Source organism: Ruegeria sp. AG1 (assembly GCF_056541705.1).
This window is the reverse complement of sequence record NZ_JBQFYU010000012.1, coordinates 81,300-94,267: the sequence shown is the minus strand read 5'-3', so window position 1 is coordinate 94,267 and position 12,968 is coordinate 81,300. Positions and strand designations below refer to the sequence as shown.

Genomic DNA, 12,968 nt, shown 5'->3' with positions numbered 1-12,968 from the left:
CCAAACTGCCGGTAATGTCGCGGCGAGCTGAGAGCAGAGGCACCAGAGCATGGAAATCAAATCGGTCGGAGTGATTGGCGCAGGCCAGATGGGCAACGGGATCGCGCATGTTCTGGCCTTGGCCGGCTATGACGTGTTGGTCAATGACGTCAACAAGGACGCCCTGGACAATGCCATAAAGACGATCGAAGGCAATCTGGCGCGTCAGGCCTCACGCGGGAAAATCTCGGACGAGGCTGTGCAAGCCGCTTTGGGGCGGATCACCACCACGCTGGAATTGCCGCGTCTGGGCCAGACCGATCTGGTGATCGAGGCCGCGACCGAGCGTGAGACGATCAAGCAGGCGATCTTTGAGGATCTGCAACCGCATTTGCTGCCGCATACGATCCTGACATCGAACACATCCTCGATCTCGATCACGCGATTGGCCAGCCGGACCGACCGACCAGAGCGGTTCATGGGGTTCCACTTCATGAACCCGGTGCCCGTCATGCAACTGGTCGAGCTGATCCGAGGGATAGCCACCGACGAAGAGACCTATAACGCCTGTAAGGCCGTTGTCGACAAACTGGGCAAAACCGCCGCCAGCGCGGAGGATTTCCCGGCCTTTATCGTGAACCGTATCCTGATGCCGATGATCAACGAGGCGGTCTATACGCTCTATGAAGGTGTGGGGAGTGTTCAATCCATCGACCAGTCGATGAAGCTGGGCGCCAATCATCCTATGGGGCCACTGGAACTGGCCGATTTCATCGGGCTCGACACCTGTCTGGCGATCATGAACGTGTTGCATGATGGGCTGGCGGATACCAAGTATCGCCCCTGCCCGCTGCTGACGAAATATGTTGAGGCCGGTTGGCTGGGGCGTAAGACCCAGCGTGGATTCTACGACTATCGCGGCGACGTGCCGGTTCCGACGCGCTAAGAGGGGGCCAGCCCCCTCGCCCGGATTTCATCCGGTCTCACCCCCGGGATATTTTAGCCAGATGAAGGAGCGGATCAGCGTTTGGCTGTACCGCCCAAAGACATCGTGTGGTTTCGCAGCCACGCCATGAAACCGCGCGGGTCGCGTTCAAGCAGTTGCATGTCTTCATCCGAGATCGGCTCTCCGATCACCGGGGACTGGGGCTTGTTGCAAGAGCGGACGATCTCATGCAGCAACAGGCCCTGCCGTAGGATCGGCGAAAGCTTGTTGGCGATCTGATAGGCGCGCGAGTTGCGGCCGGGGAAGTAGATCGGCACTACGGCCGCGCCTGAACGGCGGATCATCTTGGCGGTGAAGACGTTCCATTCGCGTTCGATCGCCGGCCCGAACCAATCATCCGAGGACATCACCACACCCGAGGGGAACAGGGCGACCACGCCACCTTCTTTCAGGTGGTCCATAGCCTTGGTCCGCATTTCCAGCATTTTGGTTTGCGCTTCGGGATCGTGCGGGAAAGGAACGGGGATCATGAACGAGGTCGCGGCCTCATCCAGACCAGTCAGAACCGAGCGGGTCAGGATACGGTAGTCGCTACGGACACGTCCAATCAGCTCAGCGAAAATCATGCCGTCCACCATGCCATGAGGATGGTTAGCAACAACAACAACGGGGCCGGTTTTGGGAATACGTGCAATCTGTTCTTCGGGCGTGGTGAGGGTAATCCCCATCGTCTTGAGCGCCCCACCCCAGAACCGCTGGCCACGATACTGCTCGTTTTTCTTTTCGAATTTATTGACCATCCGAAGAATGGTCAGCTTGCCAGTACACCATTCGATGGCGCGGATTGCCGTCGCGGTCCAGGCATCGTCGAACGAATTGGCATATGTCAGGGTTCTACGGTCGTAGACCTCGCCCTGATCTTCGGTCCCGTTGACAACGGGGCCTGTCTTGGTGTCGTGCGTTGTTTCCGCCAATTCTTGGTCTTCCCGTTCTTCCTGTCCCGGCGGGGTGGCTTTAGAACCCCTCGCCGAACTTGTCGTTCACAAGCGTTTCCAAGGCTTCTGCCAATGCCTCAGCATCCGGCCCGGAGGTCTCGACGTCAATAGTGGTTCCGCGCGAGGCTGCCAACATCAAAAGGCCCATGATACTGTCGCCTGATGCAGAAAGTCCGTCCTTGGAGACTTCGGCACTGGCATCGAAACCTTCTACCACCTCAACCAGCTTGGCCGAGGCACGGGCGTGCAGGCCCTTTTCATTGATGATTTTCAAGCTTCGATTGGTCATTTCAATACGTCCGGTCCTAATCCAATGTCACATTTTGCGCATTGATGTACTTGCGTCCAGCCTCCATCGCGTGACGCACGGCATCGGCTACAGGCAAGTGGCGACTTTTGGCCAGTTTGATCAGCATGGGAAGGTTCGCGCCATACAAAATGCGCCGATCCTGCGGCGCACAGGCCCGGAGGCTGAGGTTCGACGGGCTGCCACCGAACAGGTCCGTGACGATCACCACACCGCCGCCCATATCAACGTCGTTTGCGGCACGGCAGATTTCGGCCTGCTTTTCATCGCGGTCATGATCGGCTTCGATCGCGATCGCGACGAGGCCGGGCTGCGGCCCGACAACATGCTGCATGGCGGCCAGATACTCTTTGGCCAACCCTCCATGCGCTACGATCACTATCCCGATCAATCCGGCCTCACATTCAATGCGCGTCGTTCCATCTCGCGGTGCCTAATTGCCACCTGCTGCCCCCTGTCTGCAAGGGCTTTCGCAACCGCCTCTGCCAAAGCGACAGATCTGTGCTGGCCACCGGTACACCCGAAAGCAACCGACAGGTGCGCTTTGCCTTCGGCGCGAAAGGCTGGTAGCAAAATGTCCAGCATTCCGACCACCCGGTCAAAGAACGGAGCGTAATTCTTATCGGTTTGGACATAGCGCGCCACGTCAGCGTTTCGACCGTCGGCGGTACGCAATTCGGGCCGCCAATAGGGATTGGCCAGAAAACGGCAATCGAACACCATGTCGAGGCCGCGCGGCAGGCCGCGTTTGTAGGAAAAAGACTCGATCGAGACCGCAAGATGGCGGCCACCCTGTGGGGCGAACCAGTGTTCGACCTCTTCACGCAGTTGGTGAACATTCAGGGCGCTGGTTTCGATCAAGGTATCGGCAATTTCGCGGATCGGGGCCAGCAGTTCTTTTTCCTGGCGCACGCCGGTTTCAGGGCCCGCGTCCTTTGCCACAGGGTGGCGCCTGCGAGTTTCCGAGAAGCGGCGCAGAAGAACATCATCACTGCAATCCAGATAAAGGACGGTTAGGTCAACCTGTTCCATACGGCCCAGCTTGGCGGCCAGTTCGATGAAGCCGATGGTCGAGAAATCCCGGTTACGCGCATCAATCCCCAACGCCATGGGTCGATCATCCCCCGCGCCTTCCAACAGGCGCGTCAGCAGGCCCATGGGCAGATTGTCTATCGCCTCGAACCCCAAATCCTCAAGCACGTGAATGGCTGTCGATCGTCCTGCCCCGGACGGGCCAGTCACCAGAACGATCCGCCGTTGCGCTGTCATGTGCTGGTCCATTCCGGGTCTACGCGCCCCATTTTAAGCAATTGCATCAGTGCTTCGGCCAAATTGGGCACGCCGGCGCCATACAACAAGGGTACATAGTGCCCCAGCAACTGCAAAGTAACGGGTTCTGGCAGGCGGGCGGGCTGCGTCTGGTCCATGTCGAGCACATAATCCAAAGCCACCGGGCCGCAAGGGGCGGCGCGCAACAGCCCGATGCCACGCGCCTCGATCAAGCCCGCAATCCGCGGTGGTGCGTCGGCAATCACCGCGCCCGCGTCCCGCCGCAGATTGACCCGGTCGTCGGCAACCAGATCGGCCCCAAAGGCCATCATGCGAAGGGCGAGTGAGGACTTTCCCGACCCCGAGGCCCCAACGATCAGAAGCCCCCGCCCCTGAACCGCAACACAGGTCGCGTGAACACAGGCGCTGTCTTTGTCCCCAAAGTCTGAAAGCGTCTGACTGCTCATGTCCTACACAGGAAGCCCCACGACGAAACGCGCTCCCAGCGGCTCCGAGGTGACATCGGCTTCGGTCGGTCGGATATTCTCGGCCCAGATCACGCCGCCATGCGCCTCGACAATCTGTTTCGAGATTGCCAACCCGAGGCCGGAGTTGTTGCCAAAATGCTCCTCGGGGCGCTCAGAGTAGAAGCGTTTGAAGACCTTGGTCAGGGCCTGTTCCGGAATGCCGGGACCGGTGTCTTCGACGACGACCAGCACGCGGTTGTCGCGCTGACGCACCCAGACGCGGATTGCGTCGCCGTCTTCGCAGAAGGAGATCGCATTGGTGATCAGGTTGACGAAAACCTGTGCCAAGCGCGCCTCAAGCCCATTGATCACGATCGGGTCGGCGGGCAGATCGGTGGCGTATTCAATGCCCTTGGACTTGGCATCTTCGCCCAAAAACTGACCCAGATTGTCCAGCAGTTTCAACAGGTCAAAGGGCTGCTCAGCCTCTTTCACAAGCTCCGCATCCAGCCGCGAGGCGTTGGAGATATCGCTGACAAGGCGGTCCAGACGCCGCACGTCATGTTCGATGACGCCCATAAGCTTTTCACGCTGATCGTCGCGCTTGACCATCCGTAGCGTTCCAACAGCGGATTGAAGACTGGCCAGCGGGTTCTTGATCTCATGTGCCACGTCGGCCGCGAATTGTTCATTTGCGTCAATCCGGTTGTAGAGCGCCGTGACCATGCCCCGCAGCGCCAAGCTGAGGCGACCAATCTCATCAGGACGGGCGCTCAGATCCGGGATACGAATGCGGCCCGGATTAACGCCTGTGCCACGGTCTTTGCCCATCTCGGCCGCGGCGGCCAGATCGGCCAACGGATTGGCAATGGTCGACGCCAGAACAAGGCTAAGACCGACCGAAACCAGCAGAGCGACAACAAACATTTGCAGAATCCGCTCCTGCTCGCGTCGGGCCAGCGCGTCGATTTCACCTGCCGGTCCGGTTATGGCAACAGCTCCAACCGTCGCGTCGTTGAACACAATGGGAGATGCGGCAACGATCACCGTCTCGTCCATCTCGTCCTGAACGGCCTGCACCTGCGTTCTGCCGCCAAGCGTATCGGGGATGATGGATTGCACCCGTTGGGCCAGTGTTGGGGCCTCGTCAGTCGTTGACCAGTTGAACACCCGGGACACCCCGGTCCAGACCGCATTCAAAGCGTCACTGATAACGGTGCTTCCAGTTTGGATATCCGCCTCTGACTGCAGGATGGTTGACAGATCCACCGCAACTGAGGCACCCCGCGTCCAGCCGATCAACGTGCCGCTGGCGTCGTAGACGAAAACTTCGCCACCTTCTGGTAGGCTTAACCCTGCCAGCGTGTCACCCACATCCAGCACCCGCGGATTCTGAGCGCCCGCGGCTGCGTTCTGACGGATCTGAGCCTCGAACACGTTGCTAACCAGCTGCGCATCGCCCATGAGATTGCGCGCGGTTTGCTGCACCTGTTCCTTCCGGGAATCGTCCAGATACAAAAGCCCGGTCACCAGAATGACCAAAGCGATCAGGTTGAAGGTGACGATCTTGCGTGCCAAAGGCGAGCCGCGCAGAGAAAACAGGTTCCTCCGCGACCGCTTTTCTCGCAGCTCGGCAGACTCGGGGTCTTGCGGGATAACCCAGTCATCCCCGATGACGACATCACCGTCGTGCAGCTCGTCAGATTGGTCAGTGTCACGCACGGGACCACAATACCTTCAAACGGGGCGCGTGCCTATTCTTCGTTGTAGCGGTAGCCAATACCATAGAGCGTCTCGATGGCCGAGAACTCAGGATCAGCGGCGCGCATCTTCTTGCGAAGACGTTTGATGTGGCTGTCGATGGTGCGGTCGTCGACATAGACCTGATCATCATAGGCCACATCCATCAGCTGGTCGCGGCTTTTGACGAAGCCCGGGCGTTGTGCCAGGGCCTGCAGAAGCAGAAACTCGGTCACGGTCAATGAAACATCATTACCCTTCCAGGTCACCGCGTGACGCAGCGGGTCCATCCGCAGCTCACCACGTTCCATGACCTTCGCATCACCGGTGCTGACCGCAGCGCTATCGCCCTCGGTGGCTTCCTGACGACGCAGCAAGGCGCGAATACGTTCGACCAGAAGGCGCTGCGAAAACGGCTTCTTCACATAGTCGTCCGCGCCCATGCGCAGACCCAGAACTTCGTCGATCTCGTCATCCTTGGAGGTCAGAAAGATAACCGGCATCTGGGTTTTCTGGCGCAGCCGCTGCAACAGATCCATCCCGTCCATCCGCGGCATCTTGATATCCAGAACAGCCATATCGGGCAGCTTTTTGTTGAAAGCATCCAGCGCAGCCTGACCGTCATTATACGTTTCAACCTCGAAACCCTCGGCTTCGAGCGTCATGGATACCGACGTCAGAATGTTTCTATCGTCATCCACTAGTGCAATCTTTGACATTGGGGTCACCCCTATTCCTGCTCATATACGCAATAATACGCTTTTTTGTAAGATATTGTTGGCGGTTTTAAGGCGCCGAATCAATCCGTAACCACGAATCAAGCCATTCTTGCGGCAGTTCTGCGGCAAAAATGCCTTGCCGACCGCAAAATGCTGCCCGGTTTTCCGACAGGAAATTTGTGATGGCGCTAAACCTAGACTTGGTTGCGCTAACTGCGTCAAAGCCTCCTGTTCATGCCCCAAACGACCATGATAAGAGGACGCCTGTCCGCCGGAGTCGTCCGGCATGATTGCCCCAAGAGCGCACCGGGCCGAACTGCCTCCGCGCCGCCACAGGAGAAGACACAAATGACATCTGGACGGGTTAACCCGCAATTCCGCCTCGAAGATCAGGGCATCGAGGGTCTGGGCAATGTCTATTACAACTTCATGGAACCGGCGCTGATCGAAGAAGCGCTGAAGCGCGGCGAAGGCACCCTTGGCAATGGCGGGGCCTTTCTGGTCACCACCGGCAAGTTCACTGGCCGTTCGCCCAAGGACAAACACGTCGTCAAAACCGAAAGCGTCGCCGACAGCATCTGGTGGGAAAACAACGCCGCCATGAGCCCCGAAGGCTTTGACGCACTGTACGAAGACATGCTGGCCCATATGAAAGGCCGCGACTACTTTGTGCAGGACCTCGTTGGCGGGGCCGATCCGACCTACTCGATCAACGTGCGCATGGTCACCGAGCTGGCCTGGCACAACCTGTTCATCCGCCACCTCCTGCGCCGCCCGGATCGCGAAGATCTGGATGATTTCACGGCTGACTTCACCATCATCAACTGCCCCAGCTTCCAAGCGGATCCCGCCAAGCACAACTGCCGTAGCGAGACGGTGATTGCACTGAACTTCGACCGCAAGCTGATCCTCATCGGCGGCACCGAATACGCGGGCGAGAACAAAAAATCCGTTTTCACCCTGCTGAACTACATGCTGCCGGAAAAAGGCGTGATGCCAATGCACTGCTCGGCCAACCACGCTGTTGGGAACCCGGTCGACACCGCCGTCTTCTTTGGCCTGTCCGGCACCGGCAAGACCACCTTGTCCGCCGATCCGGCACGGATTCTGATCGGTGACGACGAACATGGCTGGTCGGATCGTGGTACGTTCAACTTCGAAGGTGGCTGCTATGCCAAGACCATCAACCTGAACGCCGAGGCCGAGCCCGAGATTTACGCGACGACCTCGAAATTCGGCACGGTGATCGAGAACATGGTCTTCGATCCCGAAACCAAGGAACTTGATTTCGATGATGACTCACTGACTGCAAACATGCGCTGCGCCTACCCGCTCGAGTATATCTCGAACGCATCCAGCAGCGCTCTGGGCGGTCATCCCAAGAACATCATCATGCTGACCTGTGATGCGTTCGGCGTACTGCCTCCCATCGCGCGGCTGACACCGGCGCAGGCCATGTATCACTTCCTGTCGGGCTTCACCTCTAAGGTAGCAGGTACCGAGCGTGGCGTGACCGAGCCGCAACCAACCTTCTCGACCTGCTTTGGCGCGCCCTTCATGCCGCGCCGCCCCGAGGCCTATGGCAACCTGCTGCGTGACAAGATCGCCCAGCACGGTGCGACCTGCTGGCTGGTCAACACCGGCTGGACCGGTGGCGCCTACGGGATTGGCAGCCGGATGCCGATCAAGGCAACCCGCGCCTTGCTGACTGCTGCGCTGGACGGTTCGCTGGCCGATGCCGAGTACCGCAAGGATGCTAATTTCGGCTTCGACGTACCTGTCTCGGTTCCCGGAGTGCCTGAGGTTCTGCTGGATCCGCGCCGCACCTGGGATGATCAGGTTGCGTTCGACAAGCAGGCAGAGAAGCTGGTGCAGATGTTTGCGGAGAACTTTGAACAGTACATTCCGTTCATCGACGAAGACATCAAGGCTGTTGCCATCGGCTGACCTGAATCAAGGGCGCTTCGGCGCCCTTTTCTATGCCAGAGCGTTCACCTTCCGGTTACCGCGCGGAAACAGCATATACAAATGCGTTGTTCCGAAGTTTCCGATACGCTACAGTCGCTACATTAAATTGGCCCGGAGCTTTTGCACCGGGCCGAATCTTAAAATAACCTTTGGGCAGCTCATGCGCGGACACTCACACCAGCGAATTGGGCAACCTAATCACGACGCTAGTCTAAGTAGATGGGGTAAAGTGTCAATATGAAACCAGCCAGACACCACGGTGTTTGGATATATTTCCAGGTTTCGGCTTTGGCCGCGTTGGCACGAAAAAGACAGGTAAGATATGACCGAAATCTCGAAACTCACCGAACTTCGCAAGCTCATGCAAAGCATGGAGCGCACACTAGGCCTTGAACAGCTTTCTCCGGTCGAGCGCGACATTTATTACGCGGCCGAAGAGCTATCGAAAGCCGATCAGGAAGTCCGGACATTCGGCTTGATCGAACACACTCTGGTCCAGAGCGTTTCGCGGCCCACCTTTTTCCGCGCGCTGAAGTCGCTGGTCGAAAAGGGTTATCTGTCGCAAAGCGGCACAGCCAATCGCGGACGGTATATCGTACATGCACCACGGTGACGCCGCGCCCCGGCAGATCAACGGCTGATCGACGTGCGCAAGTGGGCCTCGGAAACATTTTTTGCCTCTTTGGCCTATGTGATCGCATCCTTCCTCACTTTTGAGGTCCTGATGCCTTTGCAGAACTTGTTCTTTCCCGAATATCCAAGCCGGGCAAGTCTGCTGTTTCTACCACATGGCGTGCGCGTTCTATCCGCGTGGTTGTTGGGCTGGAGGGCGATCTTTGCCCTTCTTCCCGGTGTTTTCATCGTTTTCGCAGCACTCGGCGGCAGCGATGTGTTCCTGCCAAGCCGTCTTTTGGCAATGGCAATCGCCGTAACCACGGTTCCAGCGGTCTTCTATCTCTGCAAATGGCTCGGTTGGGATCTGTTTCCACGCGCCGACCGCAAACCCTGCTGGATTTGCATCATGGGCGTCGGCGTCGTGACCTCGTTCCTGGTCTCAGGTCTGACGAATTTGGCCTTCGGCAGTGCGACCGCAGAGTACATCGCCTTTCTGATCGGAGACGTCTCAGGCCTCTTCTTCCTGATGCTCGGCCTCTATTTCGCGTTTCGCTTTGCGGACAAGCGGGCGTGATCCGCTAACCGAAGAGACCACGGCGGACAAGGTTCAGCCCAGCAACCAGCAGCACCAACAGGGTGATTTTCCGAAACAGGGCCTGATCAATGCGGTCCTGCAACCGCATCCCCAGCCACAACCCCGCAAGGGCTGGCACGACCAAAACGGCTGAGAACGGCGCTGTCTCTCGATTCAGTATCCCTGAGCCGATATGCGCCACTGTCAAAGCCACAGCGCCCAGACCATAGATCACACCCTGCACTCTCAACTGCTCTTGCTTTGGGGTGTTCAAGGCCGTCAGATACGCCACGGTCGGAGGCCCCCACACGCCCGATATCCCACCTACAAAGCCCGCAATTACGCCGAAGATCGCTTCTATACGCGCTGATGCTTCCTTGAGGGAAAAGGTAACCCCGAGGATCTGCAGCAATGCAAAGGCTGTCACCGGAATGCCGATCAACATCAGGAAGGTCGAGGCCGGAACCAGCGTCACCAACTGCGCTCCGATCAGCAGAAAGATCAAACCAACGCTCAGAAAGACCCGGAACCGCCGGATCGAGGCAATAGCCGCCCGCCCCCCTTCCTGCAGCGCCTGAACGCCGTTGGTCACAACGGTCGAGAAGATCAGACCGGCAACAGCAAGCTCGGGCGGCAGAAACATACTCAACCCCGAAACCAGAACCATCGGCATCGCGAAACCGACCATTCCTTTGACCCATCCGGCAAGACAGGCAATCGCGGCGGCAAGGGCAAGATCGGTCGGAGAGAGTGTGGAAAACAATGTCATGCCGTCTAGATATCACCCTGTGCGCTCTCTGCACTGCAAAAATACCAAGGTAATATTTGAACTTTTTCGCAGCGTAATAAGTATTTTTGTTGCGCTGCACGTGCAGCATGATATGACCAGACGACGCAAAAGAGGACGTGATTCATGGCCCATGACGGACAGGATATGACCCAGATGACGACAGCTGCGATTTTGCCGGACCTTCTGGCCCTGACAAAGGCCGCTGTACCAGCGGTCGAAGCTGTATTTGAGCGCGCGCGCGATTCGGTGCGGTCCATGGTCGAGGCTGACGGTCGCATCTCGGGTGCGTTGATCGAGGCGAACCAGACAGCTGCTCACGGGCTGGCATGGCTGGCGACCTATCATCAGTCCCTTGCACAGATGCAACGCTGGGCCGAAGCGCTTGAGGCGGACGGCAAGTTTGGCGAGATTGAGCAACTGCTGCACCAGATCGCCTTTGGTGAGTATCTGCATCAGGTCGCTGGCGGTATCCCCATGAACCAGGGCGAAGTTGTACGCCTGCAGGATCTGGGGCTGGGCTGGGACGCTCTGTCCGGGTTCCAGACTTCTGAGATCCAGACGCTGATGGCGCAGGCCAATACGCAAGCCGCGCGGTCTCGCCTTGTCGCTCTCATGGAAGATCAGGCCGGAGCCACCATGTTCGGCGCGTCGGGTCTGGACGAAGAACTTGAGATGATCCGCGACCAGTTCCGTCGCTATGCGGTCGAAAAAGTCGAACCGCACGCCCATGACTGGCACCTGAAGGACGAACTGATCCCGATCGAGGTCATCGAAGAGCTGGCCGAAATGGGCGTTTTCGGCCTGACCATCCCCGAAGAGTTCGGCGGGTTCGGCCTGTCCAAAGCCTCGATGTGCGTGGTGTCCGAGGAGTTATCGCGTGGCTATATCGGCGTCGGCTCTCTGGGCACACGCTCCGAGATTGCGGCCGAGCTGATCATCGCAGGCGGCACGGATGAGCAAAAAGCAAACTGGCTGCCGAAGCTGGCCAGCGCCGAGATACTGCCGACCGCCGTGTTCACCGAACCCAACACCGGCTCGGATCTGGGCAGCCTGCGCACCCGTGCGGTCAAGAACGCTGATGGCGACTATGAGATCACCGGCAACAAAACGTGGATCACCCACGCGGCCCGAACCCATGTGATGACCCTGCTGGCACGTACCAATCCTGACAGCACCGACCACCGGGGTCTGTCGATGTTCCTGGCCGAGAAGACGCCAGGAACGGATGAAGTCCCCTTCCCCACCCCCGGCATGACCGGCGGTGAGATCGAGGTGCTGGGCTATCGCGGCATGAAGGAATACGAGCTGGGCTTTGACGGCTTCCACGTGAAGGGTGAAAACCTTCTGGGTGGCGAAGAAGGCAAAGGCTTCAAGCAGTTGATGGAGACCTTCGAATCCGCCCGCATCCAGACCGCCGCCCGCGCCATCGGCGTTGCGCAAAGTGCGCTGGATATCGCGATGCAATATGCGCAGGACCGCAAGCAGTTTGGTAAATCGCTGATCAACTTCCCGCGCGTTTCCGGCAAGCTGGCGATGATGGCGGTTGAGATCATGATCGCGCGGCAGCTGACCTATTTCTCGGCCTGGGAAAAAGACCACGGACAACGCTGCGATCTAGAGGCCGGTATGGCCAAGCTGCTGGGCGCACGTGTGGCCTGGGCCGCGGCCGATAACGGGCTGCAGATTCACGGCGGTAACGGCTTCGCGCTGGAATACAAGATCAGCCGCGTCCTTTGCGACGCGCGTATCCTGAACATTTTCGAAGGGGCTGCCGAAATTCAGGCACAGGTCATTGCACGGCGTCTGCTGGGCTGACCGAAATTCGGCAACTTCATTTCCCCAACTGAACCCGGCGCCCGCGCCGGGTTTTTTTCTTGAACTGCACATTTTGTCCGTGGCGCTAACCACGCGTACATAACCAATTCCGAACACTCCTCACTGCAACTTCCCCCTTCCCGATCCTGCGCAGATCACTTACACGACCTTTCGAAACCCGGACGGAGAGACAAACGTGATACGCCTGACCGCGCTGCTGGCTGCCTTGGTGATGCTGACCCTTGGGGCCTGCGCTCCGTCTTCGACCGTTACACGGGCGGATGTCGATGGGCTGGCGCTTGAGATCCGCAACCTTGGCCCCGATGTCGATCCGGCCGAGGCCCGCCGCGCCGCGGAAATCTCGTACAGCTATTCGCAGCAGTTGAAGCGGGACTGGAACGTGACGGATTCGCCGATCGTTCACAACGCCAAGGTCATCAACGGCTTTCGCGACTACGGCCTATGCAATGACTGGGCGCAGGCCATGACCCGGCGCTTGCAGCAAGAGAACTTTCAAACGCTGGATGTGCATTGGGCCACCTCTCCTCCGACCACGTTCCGCATCATCCACCATTCGGCAGCGATCAGCGCGCGGGGAGACAGCCTGAAGGACGGCGTGATCCTTGATCCCTGGCGGCAGAGCGGCGACCTGTTCTGGGGCGAGATCTCGGAAGACGACCGTTACAACTGGCGGCCCCGGCTGGAGGTGCGCGAAGAGCTGATCTCGGCCAGCGCGGGCAGCTGAGATTCTGGTTCAGCACAAACCGAAGTCGCGCTAGATTGT

15 protein-coding genes are annotated in these 12,968 nt (G+C 58.7%); 6 read left to right on the top strand and 9 right to left on the bottom strand.

The window, feature by feature from the left end; translation table 11 throughout:
• Positions 1-49: 49 nt before the first annotated feature.
• On the top strand, positions 50-925 hold the full coding sequence (locus ACR0B5_RS18010; RefSeq protein ID WP_170380423.1) for a 3-hydroxybutyryl-CoA dehydrogenase: 876 nt from the start codon (positions 50-52) through the stop codon (positions 923-925).
• Positions 926-999: 74 nt separating this feature from the next.
• Here the strand turns inward: ACR0B5_RS18010 and ACR0B5_RS18005 are convergent, their stop codons facing one another.
• Genes ACR0B5_RS18005 through ACR0B5_RS17970 form a run of 8 tightly spaced genes read right to left on the bottom strand, consistent with a single transcriptional unit; the run spans position 1,000 to position 6,710 of the window.
• Positions 1,000-1,899 (bottom strand): lysophospholipid acyltransferase family protein, encoded by a 900-nt coding sequence (locus tag ACR0B5_RS18005; RefSeq protein ID WP_480542323.1) that lies wholly within the window; start codon positions 1,897-1,899, stop codon positions 1,000-1,002.
• A gap of 40 nt (positions 1,900-1,939) precedes the next feature.
• A complete protein-coding gene (locus ACR0B5_RS18000) occupies positions 1,940-2,209 on the bottom strand; it encodes an HPr family phosphocarrier protein (RefSeq protein WP_170380425.1) in 270 nt (89 codons plus the stop codon).
• Positions 2,210-2,225: 16 nt separating this feature from the next.
• The gene (locus ACR0B5_RS17995; protein WP_170474049.1) at positions 2,226-2,618 is read right to left on the bottom strand and encodes a PTS sugar transporter subunit IIA; all 393 of its coding nucleotides are present in this window, start codon (positions 2,616-2,618) and stop codon (positions 2,226-2,228) included.
• Complete coding sequence (gene rapZ, locus ACR0B5_RS17990) at positions 2,615-3,496, bottom strand: RNase adapter RapZ (RefSeq protein WP_480542320.1); 882 nt, start codon at positions 3,494-3,496, stop codon at positions 2,615-2,617. Before rapZ ends, ACR0B5_RS17995 begins: the two co-directional genes overlap by 4 nt.
• Entirely contained in the window at positions 3,493-3,963 is a 471-nt protein-coding gene (locus ACR0B5_RS17985) for an HPr kinase/phosphorylase (protein WP_480542319.1), read from the bottom strand. The genes rapZ and ACR0B5_RS17985 overlap by 4 nt, the downstream gene beginning before the upstream one ends.
• 3 nt (positions 3,964-3,966) lie before the next feature.
• On the bottom strand, positions 3,967-5,685 hold the full coding sequence (locus ACR0B5_RS17980; protein ID WP_480542317.1) for an ATP-binding protein: 1,719 nt from the start codon (positions 5,683-5,685) through the stop codon (positions 3,967-3,969).
• Positions 5,686-5,717: 32 nt separating this feature from the next.
• Complete coding sequence (locus ACR0B5_RS17975; RefSeq protein WP_170380430.1) at positions 5,718-6,422, bottom strand: response regulator transcription factor; 705 nt, start codon at positions 6,420-6,422, stop codon at positions 5,718-5,720.
• Between the two features lie 21 nt (positions 6,423-6,443).
• Positions 6,444-6,710, bottom strand: coding sequence for a hypothetical protein (locus tag ACR0B5_RS17970; RefSeq protein WP_170641376.1), 267 nt, complete (start codon positions 6,708-6,710; stop codon positions 6,444-6,446).
• 60 nt (positions 6,711-6,770) lie between these two features.
• Between ACR0B5_RS17970 and ACR0B5_RS17965 the strand changes: the two genes are divergently transcribed.
• From ACR0B5_RS17965 to ACR0B5_RS17955, 3 genes are all read left to right on the top strand, one after another.
• Positions 6,771-8,369: a phosphoenolpyruvate carboxykinase gene (locus tag ACR0B5_RS17965; RefSeq protein ID WP_170681222.1), complete on the top strand. Its 1,599-nt coding sequence runs from the start codon at positions 6,771-6,773 to the stop codon at positions 8,367-8,369.
• 343 nt (positions 8,370-8,712) lie between these two features.
• The gene (locus ACR0B5_RS17960) at positions 8,713-9,003 is read left to right on the top strand and encodes a hypothetical protein (RefSeq protein ID WP_170380432.1); all 291 of its coding nucleotides are present in this window, start codon (positions 8,713-8,715) and stop codon (positions 9,001-9,003) included.
• A 111-nt stretch (positions 9,004-9,114) separates the two neighbouring features.
• Positions 9,115-9,579, top strand: a complete 465-nt coding sequence (locus ACR0B5_RS17955; RefSeq protein WP_480542315.1) for a hypothetical protein — start codon at positions 9,115-9,117, stop codon at positions 9,577-9,579.
• 4 nt (positions 9,580-9,583) lie between these two features.
• Here the strand turns inward: ACR0B5_RS17955 and ACR0B5_RS17950 are convergent, their stop codons facing one another.
• On the bottom strand, positions 9,584-10,348 hold the full coding sequence (locus ACR0B5_RS17950) for a sulfite exporter TauE/SafE family protein (RefSeq protein WP_480542313.1): 765 nt from the start codon (positions 10,346-10,348) through the stop codon (positions 9,584-9,586).
• A gap of 144 nt (positions 10,349-10,492) precedes the next feature.
• On the opposite strand from ACR0B5_RS17950, the gene ACR0B5_RS17945 reads away from it, so the two are divergent.
• Together ACR0B5_RS17945 and ACR0B5_RS17940 are read left to right on the top strand one after the other, a co-directional pair.
• On the top strand, positions 10,493-12,184 hold the full coding sequence (locus tag ACR0B5_RS17945; RefSeq protein WP_480542311.1) for an acyl-CoA dehydrogenase family protein: 1,692 nt from the start codon (positions 10,493-10,495) through the stop codon (positions 12,182-12,184).
• Positions 12,185-12,380: 196 nt separating this feature from the next.
• On the top strand, positions 12,381-12,929 hold the full coding sequence (locus ACR0B5_RS17940; protein ID WP_419737767.1) for a hypothetical protein: 549 nt from the start codon (positions 12,381-12,383) through the stop codon (positions 12,927-12,929).
• The last annotated feature ends 39 nt before the right edge of the window (positions 12,930-12,968 follow it).

What these genes read in the sequence shown, in the direction of transcription:
- ACR0B5_RS17970 (WP_170641376.1), bottom strand. Translation starts at nt 6,710, where the DNA reads ATGCCGGACGACTCCGGCGGACAGGCGTCCTCTTATCATGGTCGTTTG.
- ACR0B5_RS17955 (WP_480542315.1), top strand. Translation starts at nt 9,115, where the DNA reads ATGCCTTTGCAGAACTTGTTCTTTCCCGAATATCCAAGCCGGGCAAGT.
- rapZ (WP_480542320.1), bottom strand. Translation starts at nt 3,496, where the DNA reads ATGACAGCGCAACGGCGGATCGTTCTGGTGACTGGCCCGTCCGGGGCA.
- ACR0B5_RS17950 (WP_480542313.1), bottom strand. Translation starts at nt 10,348, where the DNA reads ATGACATTGTTTTCCACACTCTCTCCGACCGATCTTGCCCTTGCCGCC.
- ACR0B5_RS17945 (WP_480542311.1), top strand. Translation starts at nt 10,493, where the DNA reads ATGGCCCATGACGGACAGGATATGACCCAGATGACGACAGCTGCGATT.
- ACR0B5_RS17985 (WP_480542319.1), bottom strand. Translation starts at nt 3,963, where the DNA reads ATGAGCAGTCAGACGCTTTCAGACTTTGGGGACAAAGACAGCGCCTGT.
- ACR0B5_RS18000 (WP_170380425.1), bottom strand. Translation starts at nt 2,209, where the DNA reads ATGACCAATCGAAGCTTGAAAATCATCAATGAAAAGGGCCTGCACGCC.
- ACR0B5_RS17960 (WP_170380432.1), top strand. Translation starts at nt 8,713, where the DNA reads ATGACCGAAATCTCGAAACTCACCGAACTTCGCAAGCTCATGCAAAGC.
- ACR0B5_RS17975 (WP_170380430.1), bottom strand. Translation starts at nt 6,422, where the DNA reads ATGTCAAAGATTGCACTAGTGGATGACGATAGAAACATTCTGACGTCG.
- ACR0B5_RS17965 (WP_170681222.1), top strand. Translation starts at nt 6,771, where the DNA reads ATGACATCTGGACGGGTTAACCCGCAATTCCGCCTCGAAGATCAGGGC.
- ACR0B5_RS18010 (WP_170380423.1), top strand. Translation starts at nt 50, where the DNA reads ATGGAAATCAAATCGGTCGGAGTGATTGGCGCAGGCCAGATGGGCAAC.